The sequence below is a fragment of the Pseudomonas sp. R-28-1W-6 genome (assembly GCF_009799925.1).
Taxonomy (GTDB): domain Bacteria; phylum Pseudomonadota; class Gammaproteobacteria; order Pseudomonadales; family Pseudomonadaceae; genus Aquipseudomonas.
Genome location: NZ_WELK01000002.1, coordinates 608,110 through 628,425 on the forward strand (window position 1 = coordinate 608,110; position 20,316 = coordinate 628,425).

At 68.2% G+C, this 20,316-nt stretch carries 17 protein-coding genes and 1 riboswitch; of the genes, 12 read left to right on the forward strand and 5 right to left on the reverse strand.

Going from position 1 to position 20,316, the window contains the following annotated elements:
• Positions 1 to 41: 41 nt before the first annotated feature.
• From F3I62_RS07060 to F3I62_RS07070, 3 genes are read right to left on the reverse strand one after another with little or no spacing between them, the layout of a single operon-like run.
• Positions 42 to 632, reverse strand: a complete 591-nt coding sequence (locus tag F3I62_RS07060; RefSeq protein WP_178122495.1) for an HAD family hydrolase — start codon at positions 630 to 632, stop codon at positions 42 to 44.
• A complete protein-coding gene (gene tesB, locus F3I62_RS07065) occupies positions 629 to 1,498 on the reverse strand; it encodes an acyl-CoA thioesterase II (RefSeq protein WP_160488936.1) in 870 nt (289 codons plus the stop codon). Before tesB ends, F3I62_RS07060 begins: the two co-directional genes overlap by 4 nt.
• Positions 1,495 to 3,108 carry a SagB/ThcOx family dehydrogenase gene (locus F3I62_RS07070; protein WP_160488937.1) on the reverse strand — a complete coding sequence of 538 codons (1,614 nt, stop codon included), beginning with the start codon at positions 3,106 to 3,108 and terminating at the stop codon, positions 1,495 to 1,497. Before F3I62_RS07070 ends, tesB begins: the two co-directional genes overlap by 4 nt.
• Before the next feature lie 73 nt (positions 3,109 to 3,181).
• On the opposite strand from F3I62_RS07070, the gene F3I62_RS07075 reads away from it, so the two are divergent.
• A complete protein-coding gene (locus F3I62_RS07075; RefSeq protein WP_160488938.1) occupies positions 3,182 to 4,099 on the forward strand; it encodes a histone deacetylase in 918 nt (305 codons plus the stop codon).
• 33 nt (positions 4,100 to 4,132) lie between these two features.
• Positions 4,133 to 5,380 (forward strand): TIGR03862 family flavoprotein, encoded by a 1,248-nt coding sequence (locus tag F3I62_RS07080; RefSeq protein WP_160488939.1) that lies wholly within the window; start codon positions 4,133 to 4,135, stop codon positions 5,378 to 5,380.
• A 138-nt stretch (positions 5,381 to 5,518) separates the two neighbouring features.
• On the opposite strand, the gene F3I62_RS07085 is transcribed toward F3I62_RS07080, so the two are convergent.
• The gene (locus F3I62_RS07085) at positions 5,519 to 6,961 is read right to left on the reverse strand and encodes a TolC family outer membrane protein (protein WP_160488940.1); all 1,443 of its coding nucleotides are present in this window, start codon (positions 6,959 to 6,961) and stop codon (positions 5,519 to 5,521) included.
• A 222-nt stretch (positions 6,962 to 7,183) separates the two neighbouring features.
• A riboswitch (TPP riboswitch) is annotated at positions 7,184 to 7,290 on the forward strand.
• An 89-nt stretch (positions 7,291 to 7,379) separates the two neighbouring features.
• Here F3I62_RS07085 and thiC point away from each other — a divergent pair.
• Together thiC and cytX are read left to right on the forward strand one after the other, a co-directional pair.
• The gene (gene thiC, locus F3I62_RS07090) at positions 7,380 to 9,263 is read left to right on the forward strand and encodes a phosphomethylpyrimidine synthase ThiC (RefSeq protein ID WP_160488941.1); all 1,884 of its coding nucleotides are present in this window, start codon (positions 7,380 to 7,382) and stop codon (positions 9,261 to 9,263) included.
• Between the two features lie 104 nt (positions 9,264 to 9,367).
• On the forward strand, positions 9,368 to 10,633 hold the full coding sequence (gene cytX / locus F3I62_RS07095; protein ID WP_160488942.1) for a putative hydroxymethylpyrimidine transporter CytX: 1,266 nt from the start codon (positions 9,368 to 9,370) through the stop codon (positions 10,631 to 10,633).
• 236 nt (positions 10,634 to 10,869) lie between these two features.
• Here cytX and F3I62_RS07100 read toward each other — a convergent pair whose 3' ends face one another.
• Positions 10,870 to 11,616, reverse strand: coding sequence for an RsiV family protein (locus F3I62_RS07100; protein WP_160488943.1), 747 nt, complete (start codon positions 11,614 to 11,616; stop codon positions 10,870 to 10,872).
• 181 nt (positions 11,617 to 11,797) lie between these two features.
• On the opposite strand from F3I62_RS07100, the gene F3I62_RS07105 reads away from it, so the two are divergent.
• From F3I62_RS07105 to parC, 8 genes are all read left to right on the forward strand, one after another.
• Positions 11,798 to 12,415, forward strand: a complete 618-nt coding sequence (locus F3I62_RS07105) for an NUDIX domain-containing protein (protein WP_160488944.1) — start codon at positions 11,798 to 11,800, stop codon at positions 12,413 to 12,415.
• Positions 12,406 to 12,858, forward strand: a complete 453-nt coding sequence (locus tag F3I62_RS07110; RefSeq protein WP_160488945.1) for a DUF1249 domain-containing protein — start codon at positions 12,406 to 12,408, stop codon at positions 12,856 to 12,858. Before F3I62_RS07105 ends, F3I62_RS07110 begins: the two co-directional genes overlap by 10 nt.
• A gap of 153 nt (positions 12,859 to 13,011) precedes the next feature.
• Positions 13,012 to 13,827 (forward strand): 3',5'-cyclic-AMP phosphodiesterase, encoded by an 816-nt coding sequence (gene cpdA, locus F3I62_RS07115; protein WP_218572748.1) that lies wholly within the window; start codon positions 13,012 to 13,014, stop codon positions 13,825 to 13,827.
• Positions 13,828 to 13,910: 83 nt separating this feature from the next.
• Complete coding sequence (locus tag F3I62_RS07120; RefSeq protein ID WP_160488946.1) at positions 13,911 to 14,516, forward strand: YqiA/YcfP family alpha/beta fold hydrolase; 606 nt, start codon at positions 13,911 to 13,913, stop codon at positions 14,514 to 14,516.
• A gap of 64 nt (positions 14,517 to 14,580) precedes the next feature.
• Positions 14,581 to 16,479: a DNA topoisomerase IV subunit B gene (parE, locus tag F3I62_RS07125; RefSeq protein ID WP_160488947.1), complete on the forward strand. Its 1,899-nt coding sequence runs from the start codon at positions 14,581 to 14,583 to the stop codon at positions 16,477 to 16,479.
• Positions 16,480 to 16,481: 2 nt separating this feature from the next.
• Positions 16,482 to 17,459: an esterase-like activity of phytase family protein gene (locus F3I62_RS07130; protein WP_256667671.1), complete on the forward strand. Its 978-nt coding sequence runs from the start codon at positions 16,482 to 16,484 to the stop codon at positions 17,457 to 17,459.
• Positions 17,456 to 17,986, forward strand: a complete 531-nt coding sequence (locus F3I62_RS07135) for a TIGR02281 family clan AA aspartic protease (protein ID WP_256667672.1) — start codon at positions 17,456 to 17,458, stop codon at positions 17,984 to 17,986. The genes F3I62_RS07130 and F3I62_RS07135 overlap by 4 nt, the downstream gene beginning before the upstream one ends.
• Positions 17,987 to 18,038: 52 nt before the next feature.
• Positions 18,039 to 20,300 carry a DNA topoisomerase IV subunit A gene (parC, locus tag F3I62_RS07140; RefSeq protein ID WP_160488948.1) on the forward strand — a complete coding sequence of 754 codons (2,262 nt, stop codon included), beginning with the start codon at positions 18,039 to 18,041 and terminating at the stop codon, positions 20,298 to 20,300.
• Positions 20,301 to 20,316: the final 16 nt, after the last annotated feature.

Below are 20,316 nucleotides of genomic sequence, written 5' to 3' on the forward strand. Positions count from 1 at the left end.
GCACAGGTCTCTGGTGCGCACGGCGCACCCTACAGAATCGTCTACTGCAGGTGGCCGAGCAGGGCGTGGCAGTCCACGGCGAAGTGGTCGGCCAGCTCCGGCCAGGGGTTCTCCGCCAGGTTGACCAGCACGCCGAAGGCACCGGCGGCGCGCGCGCAGTCCAGGTCGAAGCGGTAGTCGCCGACCATCACCAGCTGCTGCGGCGCCACCCGCCACTGCGCGGCCAGCTGCAGCAAGCCGCCGGGATGCGGCTTGGGCGGCGCCTCGCCGCGGCCGACCACGTCGTGGCTGGCGAAGCAGTCACCGAGGCCGATCGCCTGCAGGGTCAGCAGGGCCAGCTCGTGGGCGTTGCGGGTGAGGATGCCGAGGCGGCAGTCGCGCTGCTGCAGTTCGCGCACCAGCGCCACGGCCCCCGGCGCCGGCTGGGCGGCCAGGGCCAGCTCGCGTTCGTGCTCCAGCAGCCAGGCATGCTTGGCCGCCGCCTCGGCCGCGGGCAGGGCGGCCAGGTGATGGAGGATGTCGTCGCTGGCGGGAATCTCTAGGGCGCGCTTGATCGCCTCGAAGTCATGCACGGCGATGGTCAGGGTGCCGTCCATGTCGAACACCCAGTGGCGCGCGTCCCGCAGCCTCACTTCCAGTCCTCGCGCAGGCGCACCAGCCCCTCCTGGCTGACCGAAGCCACCAGCTGGCCGGCGCGGTTGAAGATGCTGGCCCGCGAGAAGCCGCGGGCGTTGCCGGCCCAGGGGCTGTCCATCGAGTACAGCAGCCAGTCGTCCATGCGCAGGTCGCCGTGGAACCACAGGGCGTGGTCGAGGCTGGCCACCTGCATGAACTTCTGGAACACCGACACGCCGTGGGGCAGCATCGAGGTGGTCAGCAGGTTGAAGTCGCTGGCGTAGGCCAGCAGGAACTTGTGCAGCTGCGGCTCGGCCGGCAGCGGGCCGGCGGCGCGGAACCATACGTGCTTGACCGGCTCGCAGGGCTGCGGGGCGAAGGGGTTGATGCGCGTCACCGGGCGGATCTCGATCGGCTTGTCGCTGGTCATGCGCTCGCGCATGCGTTCCGGGATCAGCTGTGCGACCTGGCGCGCCAGCTCGGTTTCCGTGGGCAGGCCTTCCGGGCCGGGCACGTCGGGCATCGGCAGCTGGTGGCTGAAGCCCTGCTCGTCGAACTGGAAGGACGCCGCGCAGGTGAAGATCGGCTGGCCCTTCTGGATCGCCGTGACCCGTCGGGTGCTGAAGCTGCCGCCGTCGCGCACCCGCTCGACCTGGTAGACCACCGGCAGGCTGGCATCGCCGGGGCGCAGGAAGTAGCCGTGCATGGAGTGCACATGGCGCGCCTCCTCCACGGTCTGGCTGGCGGCCGACACGCACTGGCCGAGCACCTGGCCACCGAACAGCTGACGGAAGCCGAGGTCCTGGCTCAGGCCGCGGAACAGGTTCTCCTCGATCGGTTCCAGGCTCAGCAGGGCCACCAGATCGTCCAGCACTTGACTCATGACATCCCTCCCTCGGGGCGACGCAATACAGGGTAAGCCGGTTGCGAGGAGAGACGCTCATCCCACACCGCGCGGCCAATGGTGAAATGGTAAAGGCTTTGCCAGCGGCTGTCGGCCAGTTCGAGCAATTCATGCACCTGATCGTCGAAGAAACAGCCGATGCCGGTGCCGGACAGGCCCGCCGCCTCGGCCTCCAGGTACAGCAGCTGGCCGATCTGCCCGCACTCCTGGTACAGCCGCGGGTAGTGCCAGGCGCCCTCGCCCAGGGCCTGGTCGAAACGCGCCAGCATGGCCAGGGCCACGCAGCCGTCGCTGGCGATGTCCTGGCCGCAGGCGAGGAAGCCGGCCAGGCCGCGGGCATCGCCCTGCAGCAGGCGGTACAGCGGCAGCTCGGCATGCGCACGCTGCCAGAGGAAATCCGCGCGCAGGCCGTCTGGCTGCGGCTGGCCGTCGCCGCGGGCCAGCCAGTACAGGCCGGGCTCCAGGCCCTGCACGCGGTGGAGGAATAGCAGCAAATCGACCCGCGTCGGCTCGCCGAGCACGGCGAAGGGCACCGGCGAGTGGCCCGGCAGCAGGCGGCGCAGCCAGGCGAACAGCAGCTCGGCGTGGATGCCGCTACGGCCGTCGAAGGCCTGGGCGCTGCGCCGCCGGTGCAGGATCGGCCGCAGCGGCAGGCCAGGGTTGTCCGTGACCAGCAAGCCCGCCGGCGCCGTCCAGCCGGCCGGCGGCAGCGCCGGGGCGCGGCACAGCGCCTGCACCCGCGCCAGCTCCGGCCAGTCGCGGTAGTGGCGCGACAGGTGATTGGGCTGCCCGGCCAGCTCCAGCGCGGCCAGGCCATTGAGCAGGCCGCTCGGCAGCTTGAACTCACCGGGCTGCGGCGGACCGACCCACAGCAGACAGTCGGCGTGCTCGGCTTCGTGGAAACCGGGGCGATCCAGGCCGAGCAGGCCATCCAGGCGACTCTCCGCCACTGCGCGCAGCAGGCGTACCTGCCAACCGTGGATGGCGGCGGCGATGCTGATGCACGCCAGGGCGTGGCCGAGGTCGTGCTGGCAGTAGCGGTAGGCGCGCTCGCCGTACTTCCACGCCTCGCGCCAGGGGATGCTGGCCAGGCCGAGCAGCAAGCCGCCGGCCGGCAGGGCCTCGGCCAGCTGCGCGGCCAGCGCGGCCGGCAGCTCGGTGCGCACCTCCAGGGCATGCCGATCTGCCGTGTAATGGGCCAGCACGCCGGCCTCGTCCACCACGCCGGGCGGCAGCAACAGGTAGGCCTCGGTCGGGTGCAGGTTGCCGGACGACGGATTGACCCGCAGCGCCCAGCGGCTGCCGCCGGCCTCCTTCCAGGCCGACAGGGCCAGGCTGTCGTACAGCAGCTGCGAGACGCTGGCGCGATCCAGCGCCGCCGGCACGCCGAGCGGCGCGGCGAACACCGCGTCGTAGCCCGGCGACTCCTCCTGCGGGCGCTGCCACAACTCGATCAGGCGAGCACCGGCGTAGCGACGGAACGGTGCCGGCTGGGTCGCCCAGTCCAGTTGCCCGGGCCCCGGCGCGTAGCCGTCCGGGCGGTGCTTGCTGAGCTGGTGGTAGGCGCGTACGGCCTGTTCGGCATCCATCGGGCGACGGCTCCTTGAGCCGGTGGTCAGGCCCACAGCATACTGCCTGCCGCGTGATCACGAGAGCCGTCCGATGCACCTGCCGCTGGTCTACCACGACGACTACAGCCCGCCCTTCCCGGCCGGCCACCGCTTCCCCATGGAGAAGTTCCGCCTGCTGCGCGATCACCTGGTGGACAGCGGCCTGACGGCCGACGCCGCGCTGCAGCGCCCAGAGATCTGCACGCCCGAGGTGCTGGCCCTGGCCCACTGCCCGGCCTATATCGAGCGCTTTCTCGCTGGCGAGCTGACCGCGCAGGAGCAGCGCCGCCTTGGCCTGCCCTGGAGTCCAGCGCTGGCCCGGCGCACCGTGCGCGCGGTGGGCGGCTCGCTGCTGGCCGCCGAACTGGCGCTGCAGCACGGCATCGCCTGCCATCTGGCCGGCGGCACCCACCACGCCCACTTCGACCACGCCTCGGGCTTCTGCATCTTCAACGACCTGGCGATAGTCGCCCGCTACCTGCTGGAAAGCGGCCAGGCCGGGCGCGTGCTGATCTTCGACTGCGACGTGCACCAGGGCGACGGCACCGCGCGCATCCTGGAAAACGTGCCCGACGCCGTCACCGTGTCGCTGCACTGCGAGAAGAACTTCCCCGCGCGCAAGGCCCGCAGCGACTGGGACATCGGTCTGCCGATCGGCATGGGCGACGCCGCCTACCTCAAGGTGGTCAACGACAGCCTCGGCTACCTGCTGGCCCTGTACCAGCCGGACATCGTGCTGTACGACGCCGGCGTCGACGTGCACCAGGACGACGCCCTCGGCTACCTGCAGCTCACCGACGCCGGCATCGCCGCCCGCGACGAGGCGGTGCTGCGCCATTGCCTGGAGCGCGAGATTCCAGTGGTCGGCCTGATCGGCGGCGGTTACGACAGGGACCGCGCCGCCCTGGCGAGGCGCCACGGCATCCTGCACCACAGCGCGCGGCGCGTACTGGACCACGTGCTCGGTTAGAATGGCCGCCTCTTTGCCAGCCGATCTCCGCCGATGAACCAGCCCAGCCCTTCGCATTCGCCTTCTGTCGTCGTCATCGGTGGCGGCCCCGCCGGGCTGATGGCCGCCGAAGTGCTGGCCAATGCCGGCGTACGGGTCGAGCTGTACGACGCCATGCCCTCGCTGGGGCGCAAGTTCCTCCTGGCCGGGGTCGGCGGGATGAACATCACCCACGCCGAGCCGAAAGCGGCGTTCCTCGGCCGCTACCGCGAGCGCCAAGAAGAAATCGCCGGCCTGCTCGCCGACTTCGATGCCGACAGCCTGCGCGCCTGGATTCATGATCTCGGCATCGACACCTTCGTCGGCACCTCCGGGCGGGTGTTCCCCCGCGACATGAAGGCCGCGCCGCTGCTGCGCGCCTGGCTCAAGCGCCTGCGCGAGGCCGGCGTGCGCCTGCACACGCGCAGCCGCTGGCTGGGCTGGAACGCCGATGGCAGCCTGCGCCTGCAGACCAGCGCGGGCGAACAGGCGCTCCGCGCCGACGCCTGCGTGCTGGCCCTGGGTGGCGGCAGCTGGGCGCGCCTGGGTTCGGATGGCGCCTGGGTGCCGCTGCTGGAAGCGCGCGGGGTGAGCATCGCGCCGCTGCTGCCAGCCAACTGCGGCTTCGAGGTGAGCGCCTGGAGCGCCCTGCTGCGCGACAAGTTCGCCGGTGCGCCGCTGAAGAACGTGACCCTGGCCCTGGACGGCGCCGCGCCGCGCCGCGGCGAATTCGTGCTCACCAGCACCGGCGTCGAGGGCAGCCTGGTGTATGCCCTGTCCGCCGAGATCCGCGAGCGGATTACCCAGAGCGGCAGCGCCACCCTGCACCTCGACCTGCTGCCGGACCGGCCGCTGGACAAGGTCCTGGCCGCACTGCACAAGCCGCGCGGTTCGCGCTCCATGGCCAAGCACCTGCACGGCCAGCTGGGCCTGGACGGGGTCAAGGCCGCGCTGCTGCGCGAGCTGGCCAGCGCCGAGCAGTTCGCCGCGCCCGAACGGCTGGCTGCGGCGATCAAGGCCCTGCCGCTGACCCTGCTGCGCCCACGACCGCTGGACGAGGCGATCAGCAGCGCCGGCGGCGTGCCCTTCGCCGAACTGGATCAGCACCTGATGCTGCACCGCCTGCCCGGCGTGTTCTGTGCCGGCGAGATGCTCGACTGGGAAGCGCCGACCGGCGGCTACCTGCTCACCGCCTGCTTCGCCAGCGGCCGCGCGGCCGGGCTCGGCGCCCTGGCCTGGCTAGAGGGCCAGACCAGCCCGTAGGGTGGATGACGCTGTTTTCATCCACCACCGGGCCAGCACGGCGGATCGATAAAGCGCGATCCACCCTTCGCAGCACCATAGGTTTCTATCTCGCATAAAAAAACCCGGCAGTTGCCGGGTTTTTCGTTGGGCGTCGACTCAGTAGTCCGACTTGCCGCGCAGCTGGGCTTCGGCGGCCTTGGCCAGGTCCGGCGGCAGGAAGTCGCGGTCCGGGTTGTAGTCCGGCTTGAGGAAGCCGGACAGCGCCTCCAGGTCGGACGGTGCCAGGGTGCCGGCGGCCTGCTTCAGACGCAGGTTGTTGAGGATGTAGTCGTAGCGCGCATCGTTGTAGTTGCGCACCGAGCTGTACAGCTGACGCTGGGCATCGAGCACGTCGACGATGTTGCGGGTACCGACCTGGTAGCCGATTTCGGTGGCTTCCAGGGCGCTCTGGTTGGAGATGATCGACTGCTTGCGCGCCTGCACGGTTTCCACGTCGGTGTTCACCGCGCGGTGCAGGTTACGGGTGTTCTCGACGATCTGCCGGCGCAGGCTCTCGCGTTCCTGCTCGCTCTGGCTCAGGCGCTGGTAGGCCTCGCGCACCTGCGAGCTGGTCAGACCGCCGCTGTAGATCGGGATGTTCAGCTGCAGGCCGATGGTGGTCTGCTCGGCATCGCCGTTATAGGGGGAGAGCGGATCGCTGTTGGTGAAACCCAGCGAGTCGTTGTCGCCCTTCTGGTACTGGGCCACGGCGTCGAGGGTCGGCGCATGGCCGGACTTGCGCTGGCGCAGGGTTTCCTCGGCCGCGTCCACCGCATAGTTGCTGGACTGCAGGTTGAGGTTCTGCTGGGCGGCGGTGTCGACCCAGGCCTTGGCGTCGTTCGGCACCGGCGCCAGGATCGGCAGGGTGTGCTGGATACCCTCGATCGCCGCGTACTCGTGGTTGGTCAGGGTGACCAGGGCCTGGAAGGCGTCCTCCACATTGCGCTCGGCGATGATGCGGTTGGCGCGGGAGGTGTCGTAACCGGCCTGGGCTTCGAGCACGTCGGTCTTGTCCGACAGGCCGACGTCGAAACGCTCGTTGGCCTGGTCCAGCTGGCGCTTGAAGGCCGCTTCTTCGGCCTTGGTCGAGGCCAGGGTGTCCTGGGCGCGCAGCACGGCGAAGTAGGTCTCGGCGCTTTGCAGGATCAGGTTCTGCTCGGTGGCCGACAGCTGCAGGGCGTACTGCTGGTCGGTGGCCTTGGCCGCCTTGAGCTGGAACCAGCGATCGGCACGGAACAGCGGCTGGGCCAGGTTGGCCTGGTAGGACAGGCCGCTGCGCGAGGTGTCCAGGTCGCCGATGGTGCGGTCGACCTCGGTATCGGTATCGGTCAGGTCGGCGCCGCCGGAAATATTCGGCAGCAGGCCGGCGCGGGCTTGCGGCACCACTTCGCTGATGGCGGCATAGTTGGCGCGGGCGGCGGCCAGGTCGGCGTTGTTCTTCACCGCTTCGTTGTACACGGTTACCAGGCCGGTTTTGTTGCCCGTCGGGGCGTCTGCGGCCCAGGCCAGTCCAGATGCGGCGGAAGCTACTGCGAGCGCCAGAGAGAGTCTGCGTAGCATGATCAGTCCTAGATACGTGGTAATCGGGCAAGGCTAAGGGTGCGGCCTGCGGTGGTCAAGGCACAGCAGGCACGACGGTAGCCTAGTTTGCAATAAGCTTTGTTGCCGGCTTGCAACAATACTCTACCAGCCGGTTCAGTTTATCTTTATTTCCACACTGATCAGGTCATTCAGGCGACCAAGCGCATTGGTGTTCTGCCGGCCGCTTGATTAGACTGCCGGCTGTTCTTGTCGGGGTGCCCAGAAGCATGGGCTGAGATCGGAAAGTTCCGGATCCCGTTGAACCTGATCAGGTTAAGGCCTGCGTAGGGAACAAGATGTACTCGCCACGGCGAGCCCCTCTCGGCACCGCTCCCGGTGCGCCCGCGCCGCCCTTCCGCACCCCAGGTTCGCTCCGACACCAGCCAGGAGTCAGCCGATGCGTGCCGAACAACAAAAGAACCTGAGCGAAAGCGCCCAGGTCGACCAGCAGTCGATCCAGCCCTTCCCGCGTTCGCAGAAAGTCTATGTGCAGGGTTCGCGCCCGGATATCCGCGTGCCGATGCGCGAGATCAGCCTGGACGTCACGCCGACCGCCTTCGGTGGCGAGATCAACGCGCCGGTTACCGTCTACGACACCTCCGGCCCCTACACCGACCCGAATGTGACCATCGACGTGCGCCAGGGCCTGGCCGATGTGCGCAGCGCCTGGATCGACGACCGTGGCGACACCGAGAAGCTGCCGGGCCTGTCCTCCGAGTTCGGCCAGCGCCGCCTGAACGACGCCGAGCTGACCGCCATGCGCTTCGCCCACGTGCGCAACCCGCGCAAGGCCAAGCCCGGCAAGAACGTCAGCCAGATGCACTACGCCCGCCAGGGCATCATCACCCCCGAGATGGAGTTTGTGGCCATCCGCGAGAACATGAAGCTGGCCGAGGCCCGCGAGGCCGGGCTGCTCAAGGAACAGCACGGCGGCCAGAGCTTCGGCGCCAGCATTCCCAAGGAAATCACCGCCGAGTTCGTGCGCGAGGAAATCGCCCGTGGCCGCGCCATCATCCCGGCGAACATCAACCACGTGGAGCTGGAGCCGATGATCATCGGCCGCAACTTCCTGGTGAAGATCAACGGCAATATCGGCAACTCGGCGCTGGGTTCTTCCATCGAGGAAGAAGTGGCCAAGCTGACCTGGGGCATCCGCTGGGGTTCGGACACCGTCATGGATCTCTCGACGGGAAAACATATCCACGAGACCCGCGAGTGGATCATCCGCAACTCGCCGGTGCCGATCGGCACCGTGCCGGTCTACCAGGCCCTGGAAAAGGTCAACGGCATCGCCGAGGACCTGACCTGGGAGCTGTTCCGCGACACATTGATCGAGCAGGCCGAACAGGGCGTGGACTATTTCACCATCCACGCCGGCGTGCTGCTGCGCTATGTGCCGCTCACAGCGAAACGAGTGACCGGCATTGTCAGCCGTGGCGGCTCGATCATGGCCAAGTGGTGCCTGGCGCACCACAAGGAGAACTTCCTCTATACCAACTTCGAGGAAATCTGCGAAATCATGAAGGCCTACGACGTCAGCTTCTCGCTGGGCGACGGCCTGCGTCCGGGCTCCATCGCCGACGCCAACGACGCCGCCCAGTTCGGCGAGCTGGAGACCCTCGGCGAGCTGACCAAGATCGCCTGGAAGCACGACGTGCAGACCATGATCGAAGGCCCCGGCCATGTGCCGATGCAGCTGATCAAGGAGAACATGGACAAGCAGCTGGAGTGCTGCGACGAGGCGCCCTTCTACACCCTCGGCCCGCTGACCACCGATATCGCTCCGGGGTATGACCACATTACTTCGGGTATCGGCGCGGCGATGATCGGCTGGTTCGGCTGCGCCATGCTCTGCTACGTCACGCCCAAGGAGCACCTGGGCCTGCCGAACAAGGACGACGTGAAGACCGGCATCATCACCTACAAGATCGCCGCCCATGCCGCCGACCTGGCCAAGGGTCATCCGGGCGCGCAGATCCGCGACAACGCCCTGTCCAAGGCGCGCTTCGAGTTCCGCTGGGAGGACCAGTTCAACCTCGGCCTGGACCCGGACACCGCGCGCAGCTACCACGACGAGACCCTGCCCAAGGACTCGGCCAAGGTGGCGCACTTCTGCTCCATGTGCGGGCCGAAGTTCTGCTCGATGAAGATCACCCAGGAAGTGCGCGACTACGCCAAGGAGAATGGCCTGTCCGACGAGAGCCTGGCGGTGGAAGCCGGCTTCAAGGAACAGGCCGAACGCTTCAAGGGCGAAGGCTCGGTGATCTACAAGCAGGTCTGAGCCCTGCCCCGGATGTCGCGCCCACGCCACGCGTGGGCCGCCATCCCCTGATTCCAGCCCTGCATCCCGGTGCGGGGCTTTATTCTTTTTCTGAGGCCTTGCCCGTGAACAACCCCAGTTACTCCCCCAACCTCGCCGTACCGCTGACCGCGCGCGTGTTCGGCGCCCGCGACCTGCTCGCCCTGTGGTTCTCCTTAGGGATGGGCCTGATGGTGCTGCAGGCCGGCGCCCTGCTCGCTCCGGGCCTGGGTTTGGCCGGCGCGCTGCTGGCGATTGCCCTCGGCGTGGCGGTCGGCGCCCTGCTGCTCGGCGCGGTCGGGGTGATCGGCAGCGACACCGGCCTGGCCTCGATGGCCGCGCTCAGGCTCAGCCTGGGGCGCCAGGGCGCGGTGCTGCCGGCGCTGCTCAACCTGCTGCAGCTGGTCGGCTGGGGCGCCTTCGAGATCATCGTCATGCGCGATGCCGCCAGCCTGCTGGCCGGCAAGGCCTTCGGCGAAGGCAGCGCCTGGAGCAACGCTACCCTGTGGACCCTGGTGTTCGGCGCCCTCGCCACCCTGCTGGCGGTGGCAGGCCCGTTGGCCTTCGTCCGCCGCGTGCTGCGCAAGTGGGGGATCTGGCTGCTGCTCGGCGCCTGCGCCTGGCTGACCTGGAACCTGCTGAGCAAGGCCGACCTGGCCGCCCTGTGGGCACGCCCTGGCGACGGTTCGATGAGCTTCGCCCTGGGTTTCGACCTGGCCATCGCCATGCCGTTGTCCTGGCTGCCGCTGATCGCCGACTACTCGCGCTTCGGCAAGCGCGCCGGCGGCGTGTTCGCCGGCGCCGTCCTGGGTTTCCTGCTCGGCTGCGTGTGGCTGATGGGCCTGGGCGTGGCCTACACCCTGGCCTTCGCCAGCGCTGAGGAGGCCAACAGCCTGCTGTTGGCCCTGGCCGGTGCCGGCATGGGTATTCCACTGCTGCTGATCCTGCTCGACGAGTCGGAGAAGGCCTTCGCCGATATCCACTCGGCGGCGGTGTCCAGCGCCACCCTGCTGCCGGTCAAGGTCGAGCACCTGGCCCTGGCCATCGGCGCGTTGTGCACCCTGATCGCCTGGTTCGCCCCGCTCAGCGAGTACGAGAGCTTCCTGCTGCTGATCGGCTCGGTGTTCGCCCCGCTGTTCGGCGTGGTGCTGGTCGACCACTTCGTCCTGCGTCGCCGCCAGCTGCCGCGCACGCACTCCGCCCTGCGCTGGGACAGCCTGCTGGCCTGGGCCTGCGGGGTGGCCACCTTCCACCTGCTGGTCAATGTCTACCCGGCCGTCGGCGCCACCCTGCCGGCCCTGTTGCTGGCCGGGGTGCTGCAACTGCTGCTGGGCAAGCTGCGCCGCAGCTGAGCGGCGCACAGGATAGGGGTGCGCCATGCGCACCGGGATCTGCGCGTGGCTTGCGGTGCGCACGGCGCACCCTACACGTCCGTCAGCAGGCCCTTAGAGCCTGTTCACGATCTCGCGAGCTAGAGCTATACAAGGCAAAAACAGGCGAGGAAGCGGAGTTTACGAGCTGTAAATGAGCATTCCGAGCCTGTTTTTAACGCAGTAGAGCCGACGCGCAGCAGATCGTGAATAGGCTCTTAGCCGCGGCCGGGGAAATAGAAGGGCTTGAGAATGCCGTTGAGGCGCGGATAGGGAATGCGCAGCTCCGGGTGGCCGCTGCTGTAGGGGGCGATGCGCGCCACCTCGTACTTGAGCATCACCGCGCCGAAGGTCAGGGCAATGTTGTCGGTGCGCTCGAACGGCCAGCTGGCCTGGTAGTCGGGGTCTTGGTCCAGGCCGTTGGCCTTCAGCCAGGCCTGGTGCGCCAGCTCGGCGGCCTGCCAGAAGGCCTGTTCCTCGCCCGGCAGCAGCATGTCCTGCAGGCTCAGCACACGCTTGAGCTGGCGGTCGTAGTTCAGGTAGGCGCGCCCGGGGATGCCGTGGGCGCCGCCGGTGAAGCGGTAGCTGGACAGCTCGATGATCACCAGACGGTCATGCTGCTCCAGTATCTTGGCCTGCAGGTAGCTGCTCCAGCCCGGCTTGGCCGTGGCCAGGAAGTCGCGTTCGTAGCTGGCCAGCGACGCCGGCAGCGGGTCGCCCGGCAGCTCGATGGTCAGCCCGAGCAGTTCGCGCTCGATCAGGGCGTTCAGCTCGGGCAGGTCGTCGAGCAGGCGCAGGTCGATGTTCACCAGCGGGCAGTCGCTGCCGGCGCAACCCGGTGCCCGGTGTTCCCAGCGTTGCTGGGTGCTCGTCAAGGGCTCCTGACCGCCGGCCTTGAACAGACTCTGGCAGGCACCTAAGGTCAGGGGGAGCAAGGCGATACAGATCAGTTGGCAAAGACGCATGCGGTTTCCTTGGCTGGCAATGCGGGTGGCATTCGGGCGGTTGCCGGGGGCGACGCGCCGCTGGCCTGAAGTCTGACAAGTTCCATTTTCCCTGTCTGCACCCAATCCTCCAAGGAGGCTGCGCCGGGCGCGACGGCGCGCTAGGATGGCGCAAACACCGATCACCCACGAGTGCACCTGCATGTCCGAACTGTTCAAACCAGGCCCCGATGCCGTCGAGATCATTCAGCGCGAGACCTGCTTCCAGGGGTTCTACAAGCTCGACCGCCTGCAGCTGCGCCATCGCCTGTTCGCCGGCGGCATGGGCCCGGAACTCAATCGCGAACTGTTCGTGCGCCACGATGCGGTCTGCGTGCTGCCCTACGACCCGCAGCGCGACTGCGTGGTGCTGATCGAGCAGTTCCGCGTCGGCGCCATGGACAAGAACGGTAACCCCTGGCTGCTGGAACTGGTCGCCGGGCTGATCGACAAGGACGAGGAGCCGGAGCAAGTGGCGCGCCGCGAGGCCGTCGAGGAGGCCGACCTGACCCTCGGTGCGCTGTGGCCGATCACCACCTACTTCCCCTCCCCGGGCGGCTCCGACGAACGCGTGCACCTGTATGTCGGCCGTTGCGACAGCCAGGGCGCCGGTGGCGTGCATGGCCTGGCCGAGGAAGGCGAGGACATCCGCGTGCATGTCTGGCCACTGGAAGATGCCCTGCAGGCGGTCGGGGACGGGCGCATCAACAACGCCGCAAGCATCATCGCCCTGCAGTGGCTGGCGCTGAACCGCACGCAAGTAAGGGGGCTGTGGTCATGAACCTGCTGCGCGAGCGTTACCGGGTCGACCTGGTCGAACTGCAGGCCGCTTGCGAAGCCAACTATGCCCGCCTGCTGCGCCTGCTGCCGGACATGCGTGACGGCCAGGGCGAACGCCGCGTGGCCCTGAGCCAGGGCGACCTGCTGCTCGGCGTGCTGGTGCTGCAGGTGCTGGAGGCCTGCCCCTACACCACCACCCTGAGCGTCAGCCAGGAACACAGCCTGCCCTGGCTGCCGGTGCCCCGGCTGGAGGTGCGCGTCTACCACGATGCGCGCATGGCCGAGGTGGTCAGCGCGGAAAATGCCCGGCGCTTTCGCAGCATCTACAGCTACCCGAACGCCGCCATGCACCAGCCGGACGAGAAGACCCAGCTCAACCTGTTCCTCGGCGAATGGCTCAGCCACTGCCTGGCCTGCGGCCATGAGCTGGCCAGCGTGCGCTGATTCGGCTTGCGCGCAATAACCCTACTTTTTCGCCGGACTTGGCCGCACTAATCCCCGGCAGTACGCGGCAAATGTGACAGGTTCACGTTTAGCGGGTTTACCGAATCCGCTTTCAGCCACCATAATCCTGAGAACCCGCTCAGGAGTCGCCCCTTGCCGCACCCCGCCGCCCCGACGCATGACCAACCGGTGCTGATCGTTCAGCTGTCCGACAGTCATCTGTTTGCCGAAGAAGGCGGCAAGCTGCTGGGCATGGATACCTGCGACAGCCTGCAGCGGGTGATCGAGCGGGTGCAGCAGGAACAGCCGCGCATCGACCTGATGCTGGCCAGCGGCGACCTTTCCCAGGACGGCACGCTCGGCTCCTACCAGCGCTTCCGCCAGCTGACCGACCCGGTGGCCCGGCAGGCGCGCTGGTTCGCCGGCAACCATGACGAAGTGCCGGCCATGCGCGAAGCCTGCGCCGGCAGCGACCTGCTCGAACCGATCATCGACCTCGGCAACTGGCGCATCACCCTGCTCGACTCCTCGATTCCCGGCGCGGTGCCCGGCTTCCTCGCCGCGGAGCAGCTCGAACTGCTGCAGCGCTCGCTCAGCGAAGCCCCCGAGCGCCACCACCTGGTGTGCTTCCACCACCACCCGGTATCCATCGGCTGCAGCTGGATGGAGCCGATCGGCCTGCGCAACCCGGACGAGTTGTTCGCCGTGATCGAGCGCTTCCCCCAGGTCAGGGCCATGCTCTGGGGGCATGTCCACCAGGAATTCGACCAGCAGCGCGAACAGGTGCGCCTGCTCGCCTCGCCCTCCACCTGCGTGCAGTTCGCCCCCGGCAGCGAGGAGTTCCAGGTCGACCGCAGCGCCCCCGGCTACCGCTGGCTGCGCCTGCATGCCGACGGCCTGCTGGAAACCGGCGTGTCGCGGGTTACCGGCATCGATTTCGAAATCGACTACAGCGTCAAAGGCTATTGACCACGGCGCCAGGCGCCTGACCCGGCGGTCGCGCGCCGATCAGCTTGCAGCCTGGGCTGGCGAGCTAGTAGCCTCCCCTCCCTATGACCAGCATCCTCTATATCCACGGCCTCAACAGCGCGCCGACCTCGACCAAGGCCAGCCAGCTGCTGCGGCTCGCCGAACACTGCGGCATCGCCCGGCACCTGCGCGTACCGGCGCTGCACCACCACCCGCGCCAGGCCATCGCCCAGCTGCAGGCGGCCATCGCCGAGCTGGGCCGGCCGCTGCTGGTGGGCAGCTCGCTGGGCGGCTACTACGCCACCCATCTGGCCGAACAGCACGGCCTGAACGCCCTGCTGATCAACCCGGCGGTGCGCCCGCACCGGCTGTTCGACGGTCGCGAGACCCCGCAGACCAACCACTACAGTGGGGAAACCTGGCTGCTGACCCACGACCACGTGCAGGCCCTGGCCGAGCTGGAAGTGCCGGCGCCGCAGGATGGCCAGCGCTACCGCGTGTGGCTGCAGACGGCCGACGAGACCCTCGACTACCGCCAGGCCGAAGCCTTCTACGCCGGCTGCACCCTGGATATCCAGGAGGGCGGCGACCACAGCTACCAGGGCTTTGCCGGCCGCCTGCCGGAAATCCTCGAACTGGCTGGCTTCGACCGCGCAATCTGGCAAGATTTCGACTTTTCCGCCCTTTGAGTCCGCCGGGCCGCGTCGCCGCAGCCCGCCAGCACCCTGATCAACTGACCAACTAAGAGACCCCATGGCCCAGCAGAATTCCTACAACGCCGATGCCATCGAAGTCCTCTCCGGCCTCGACCCGGTGCGCAAGCGCCCGGGCATGTATACCGACACCTCGCGGCCCAACCACCTGGCCCAGGAAGTCATCGACAACAGCGTCGACGAGGCCCTGGCCGGCCACGCCAAATCGATCCAGGTGATCCTCCACGCCGACAACTCCCTGGAAGTGCTCGACGACGGCCGCGGCATGCCGGTGGACATCCACCCGGAAGAAGGCGTGCCGGGCGTCGAGCTGATCCTCACCAAGCTGCACGCCGGCGGCAAGTTCTCCAACAAGAACTACCAGTTCTCCGGCGGCCTGCATGGCGTGGGCATCTCGGTGGTCAACGCGCTGTCGACCCAGGTGATAGTCACCGTCAAGCGTGACGGCAACGAGTACCAGATGAGCTTCGCCGACGGCTACAAGGCCAGCGACCTGGCCGTGGTCGGCACGGTGGGCAAGCGCAACACCGGCACCAGCGTGCACTTCTGGCCGGACGCCAAGTACTTCGACTCGCCCAAGTTCTCGGTCAGCCGCCTCAAGCACGTGCTCAAGGCCAAGGCCGTGCTGTGCCCGGGACTGGCGGTCAGCTTCGAGGACAAGGCCAGCGGCGAGAAAGTCGAATGGCACTACGAGGACGGCCTGCGCTCCTACCTGGCCGACTCGGTCAGCGAACACCTGCGCCTGCCCGACGAGCCGTTCGTCGGCAGCCTGGCCGGCAACAAGGAAGCGGTGGACTGGGCCCTGCTGTGGCTGCCCGAGGGCGGCGAGAGCGTGCAGGAAAGCTACGTCAACCTGATTCCCACCGCCCAGGGCGGCACCCACGTCAACGGTCTGCGCCAGGGCCTGCTGGATGCCATGCGCGAGTTCTGCGAGTTCCGCAACCTGCTGCCGCGCGGGGTCAAGCTGGCCCCGGAAGACATCTGGGAGCGCATCGCCTTCGTCCTCTCGATGAAGATGCAGGAACCGCAGTTCTCCGGGCAGACCAAGGAACGCCTGTCGTCCCGAGAGGCCGCCGCGTTCGTCTCCGGGGTGGTCAAGGACGCCTTCAGCCTGTGGCTCAACGCCAACCCCGAGCTGGGCCTGGGCCTGGCCGAGCTGGCCATCAGCAACGCCGGGCGCCGGCTCAAGGCCGGCAAGAAGGTCGAGCGCAAGAAGATCACCCAGGGCCCGGCACTGCCCGGCAAGCTGGCCGACTGCGCAGGCCAGGACCCGATGCGTTCCGAGCTGTTCCTGGTCGAGGGCGACTCCGCCGGCGGTTCGGCCAAGCAGGCGCGCGACAAGGAATTCCAGGCGATCCTGCCGCTGCGCGGCAAGATCCTCAACACCTGGGAAGTCGACGGCGGCGAAGTGCTGGCCAGCCAGGAAGTGCACAACATCGCCGTGGCCATCGGCGTCGACCCGGGCTCTACCGACCTCGGCGAGCTGCGCTACGGCAAGGTGTGCATCCTCGCCGACGCCGACTCCGACGGCCTGCACATCGCCACGCTGATCTGCGCCCTGTTCGTCCGTCACTTCCGCCCGCTGGTGGATGCCGGCCACGTCTACGTCGCCATGCCGCCGCTGTACCGCATCGACCTGGGCAAGGAGATCTTCTACGCCCTCGACGAAGGCGAGCGCGACGGCATCCTCGATCGCCTGGTCGCCGAGAAACGCCGCGGCAAGCCGCAGGTCACCCGTTTCAAGGGCCTCGGCGAGATGAACCCGCCGCAGCTGCGCGAGACCACCATGGACCCCAACACCCGGCGCCTGGTGCAGCTGACCCTGGAAGACTTCGAGGGCACGCTGGAGATCATGGACATGCTGCTGGCGAAGAAACGCGCCGGCGACCGCAAGAGCTGGCTGGAAGCCAAGGGCAACCTGGCCGAGGTCCTGGCGTGAGATTGAGCGCCAGCCTCGCCGGCCTGCTGCTGAGCGGTGCGCTGTACGCGGCACCCGCGCCGGTCGAGCTGCAACTGCTCGCCGAGCACCCGGTGGAGGGCCTGGACGGCAGCAACCTGTCCGGCCTGGCCCGTTGCGGCGACGAATGGCTGGCGGTCTCCGACCGTGCCGACGACCGCCTGTACCGCCTGCAGGCCCGGGTCGATAGCTGGCAGGCGGTCGCCGAACGCTTCAGCGCCCCCGCGGCGCCAGCCAGCGGCCTGCCCTGGGGGCTGCGCATGCGCGGCTGGGTGATCAACCAGTTGCGCGGCGGCAGCCTGGACTTCGAGGGCATCGGCTGCGACGGCGCCGGCAACCGCTACCTGCTCAGCGAAACCCAGGCCGCGGTGCTGCAGCTCGGCCCGAGCGGCAACGCCGACTGGCTCAAGCTGCCCGCCGGCCTGGTGCGCCAGGCCCGCGCCAGCGGCATGCTGCTCGGCTTCAACGCGCTGCTCGAAGGCATCGCCATCGACGCCAAGGGCGAACGCCTGTGGCTGGCTGCCGAACGCGAACGCCGCGGCCTGCTGGTGCTGCACAAGCACAATGGCGGCTGGCACTGCACCGGCGGCTGCGTGCTGCTTAGCGAGGGCGGGCTGCAGGCCTCGCTGGCCCAGCCGGACAGCGACAAGCAGGTGCCCCTGGACTTCGCCGATCTGCACTACTTCAACGACCGCCTGTTCAGCCTGGAGCGTGCCGGCCACCGCATCTGCCGGCGCAACCCGAGCAGCGGCGCCAGCGAGAAATGCTGGTCGTTCGCCGCCGCCGCGCTGAGCGAACCGCGCCGCTACGCCAGCCCCTACGGGGTGGCCGAAGCCCTGTGGCTGGACCAGGACGGCGCCTGGATCGGCCTGGACAACGGCGGCAAGGCCCGCGCCGACGGCGAAAGCCGGCCGCTGCTGTGGCACTTCAAGGCTCCCGCCGAAGGCTGGAACGCACCATGAGCGCCCCCCAGGCCGCCGGCCAGCGCGCCGGCCGGGTCATGCTGGTACTGGCCTGGGGCGCCGGCCTGCTGCTGGCCACGCACTTCTTCGGCCAGTGGGAAGAGCGCCGCGACAACCCCAACCAGCAGCCGCAATCGGTGCACGGCGAGGGCTACATCGAAGTGCGCCTGGCCAGCGGCCGCGGCGGCCACTACCTGCTGGGCGGGCAGATCAACGGCGACGCCGTGACCTTCCTCCTGGATACCGGCGCCAGTGCCGTGGCGGTTCCCGCCGAACTGGCCGCCCGGCTGCGCCTGGAGCCCGGCGCGCCGGTACAGATCCGTACCGCCAACGGCACGGTGACCGGCCAGCGCACCCGCTTGGCCACCCTGCAACTGGGCGACATCCGCCTGTACGACGTGGCGGCGCTGATCACCCCCGGCATGGACGGCGACGAGGTACTGCTCGGCATGAGCGCCCTCAAGCAACTCGAATTCACCCAGCGCGACGGCACCCTGGTGCTGCGCCAAGCGACTCCCTTGAAATGACCTGTTTCGCAGTGACTATTTTCGTAATGACCCCTTTGCCAATGAGGCACGCATGAGCGATTCCCTCGACCTGAGCCTGGACGGCGTGGAGCGCCGCTCCCTTGCCGACTTCACCGAGCAGGCTTATCTCAACTACTCCATGTACGTGATCATGGACCGTGCCCTGCCGCATATCGGCGACGGCCTCAAGCCCGTGCAGCGGCGCATCGTCTACGCCATGAGCGAGCTGGGCCTGGATGCCGACTCCAAGCACAAGAAGTCGGCGCGTACCGTCGGTGACGTGCTCGGCAAGTTCCACCCGCACGGCGACAGCGCCTGCTACGAGGCCATGGTGCTGATGGCTCAGCCGTTCAGCTACCGCTACACCCTGGTCGACGGCCAGGGCAACTGGGGTGCGCCGGACGATCCCAAGTCCTTCGCCGCCATGCGTTACACCGAGGCGCGCCTGTCGCGTTACTCGGAGGTGCTGCTGTCCGAACTGGGCCAGGGTACCGTGGACTGGGTGCCGAACTTCGACGGCACCCTCGACGAGCCGGCGACCCTGCCGGCACGCCTGCCCAACCTCTTGTTGAATGGCACCACCGGCATCGCCGTGGGCATGGCCACCGACGTGCCGCCGCACAACCTGCGCGAAGTCGCCAGCGCCTGCGTACGCCTGCTCGATGAGCCGAATGCCACGGTCGAACAGCTGTGCGAACACATCCTCGGCCCAGACTTCCCCACCGAGGCGGAAGTCATAACCCCGCGCAGCGACCTGCTGAAGATCTACGAAACCGGCCGTGGCTCGGTGCGCATGCGCGCCGTGTACCGCGTCGAGGACGGCGACATCGTGGTCACCGCCCTGCCGCACCAGGTCTCCGGGGCCAAGGTGCTGGAGCAGATCGCCGCGCAGATGCAGGCCAAGAAGCTGCCGATGGTCGCCGACCTGCGCGACGAGTCGGACCACGAACACCCATGCCGCATCGTCATCATCCCGCGCTCCAACCGCGTGGACGCCGACGAGCTGATGCAGCACCTGTTCGCCACCACCGAGCTGGAGTCCAGCTACCGGGTCAACACCAACGTCATCGGCCTCGATGGCAAGCCGTCGGTCAAGGACCTGCGCACCCTGCTGACCGAATGGCTGGTGTACCGCGTCGGCACCGTGCGCCGCCGCCTGCAGTTCCGCCTGGACAAGGTCGAGAAGCGCCTGCACCTGTTGGAAGGTTTGCTCACCGCGTTCCTCAACCTGGATGAAGTGATCCACATCATCCGCACCGAGGATCAGCCCAAGCCGGTGCTGATGGAGCGCTTCGGTCTGACCGAGATCCAGGCCGACTACATCCTCGACACCCGCCTGCGTCAGCTGGCGCGCCTGGAAGAGATGAAGATCCGTGGCGAGCAGGACGAGCTGGCCAAAGAGCGCGCCAAGCTGCTGGCCCTGCTCGGCAGCGAAACCAAGCTGAAGAAACTGGTGCGCCAGGAAATCCTCGACGACGCCGAGAAATACGGCGACGACCGTCGCTCGCCGATCGTCGCCCGCGCCGAAGCCAAGGCGCTGAGCGAAACCGAGCTGCTGCCGACCGAGCCGGTCACCGTGGTGCTCTCGGAAAAAGGCTGGGTGCGCTGCGCCAAGGGCCACGACATCGACGCCACCGGCCTGTCGTACAAGGCCGGCGATGGTTTCAAGACCGCCGCGCCGGGGCGCTCCAACCAGTTCGCCGTGTTTATCGACAACACCGGGCGCAGCTACTCGCTGCCGGCGCACTCGCTGCCCTCCGCGCGTGGCCAGGGCGAACCGCTAACCGGCCGCCTGCAACCGCCGCCGGGGGCGACCTTCGAGTGCGTGCTGCTGCCGGATGACAACGCCCTCTACGTGATCGCCTCGGACGCCGGCTACGGCTTCGTGGTCAAAGGTGAAGACCTGCAGGCCAAGAACAAAGCCGGCAAGACCCTGCTGACCCTGCCCACCGGCGCCCTGGTGGTGCCGCCCAAGCCGCTGGCCAACCGCGAGGAAGACTGGCTGGCGGCCGTCACGACCGAGGGACGCCTGCTGCTGTTCAAGGTCGCCGACCTGCCGCAACTGGGCAAAGGCAAGGGCAACAAGATCATCGGCATCCCCGGTGAACGCGTGGCCAGCCGCGAGGAATACCTCACCGACCTGGCCGTGCTGCCCAGCGGCGCCACCCTGGTATTGCAGGCCGGCAAGCGTACCCTGTCGCTCAAGCCGGACGATCTGGAGCACTACAAGGGCGAACGCGGCCGGCGCGGCAACAAGCTGCCGCGCGGCTTCCAGCGGGTCGACGCGCTGCTGGTCGAGGTGCCGAACGGCTAAGAAGCTGTTTACGATC

What these genes read in the sequence shown, in the direction of transcription:
- tesB (WP_160488936.1), bottom strand. Translation starts at nt 1,498, where the DNA reads ATGAGTCAAGTGCTGGACGATCTGGTGGCCCTGCTGAGCCTGGAACCG.
- F3I62_RS07070 (WP_160488937.1), bottom strand. Translation starts at nt 3,108, where the DNA reads ATGGATGCCGAACAGGCCGTACGCGCCTACCACCAGCTCAGCAAGCAC.
- F3I62_RS07075 (WP_160488938.1), top strand. Translation starts at nt 3,182, where the DNA reads ATGCACCTGCCGCTGGTCTACCACGACGACTACAGCCCGCCCTTCCCG.
- F3I62_RS07080 (WP_160488939.1), top strand. Translation starts at nt 4,133, where the DNA reads ATGAACCAGCCCAGCCCTTCGCATTCGCCTTCTGTCGTCGTCATCGGT.
- F3I62_RS07085 (WP_160488940.1), bottom strand. Translation starts at nt 6,961, where the DNA reads ATGCTACGCAGACTCTCTCTGGCGCTCGCAGTAGCTTCCGCCGCATCT.
- thiC (WP_160488941.1), top strand. Translation starts at nt 7,380, where the DNA reads ATGCGTGCCGAACAACAAAAGAACCTGAGCGAAAGCGCCCAGGTCGAC.
- F3I62_RS07100 (WP_160488943.1), bottom strand. Translation starts at nt 11,616, where the DNA reads ATGCGTCTTTGCCAACTGATCTGTATCGCCTTGCTCCCCCTGACCTTA.
- F3I62_RS07105 (WP_160488944.1), top strand. Translation starts at nt 11,798, where the DNA reads ATGTCCGAACTGTTCAAACCAGGCCCCGATGCCGTCGAGATCATTCAG.
- F3I62_RS07120 (WP_160488946.1), top strand. Translation starts at nt 13,911, where the DNA reads ATGACCAGCATCCTCTATATCCACGGCCTCAACAGCGCGCCGACCTCG.
- parE (WP_160488947.1), top strand. Translation starts at nt 14,581, where the DNA reads ATGGCCCAGCAGAATTCCTACAACGCCGATGCCATCGAAGTCCTCTCC.
- F3I62_RS07135 (WP_256667672.1), top strand. Translation starts at nt 17,456, where the DNA reads ATGAGCGCCCCCCAGGCCGCCGGCCAGCGCGCCGGCCGGGTCATGCTG.
- parC (WP_160488948.1), top strand. Translation starts at nt 18,039, where the DNA reads ATGAGCGATTCCCTCGACCTGAGCCTGGACGGCGTGGAGCGCCGCTCC.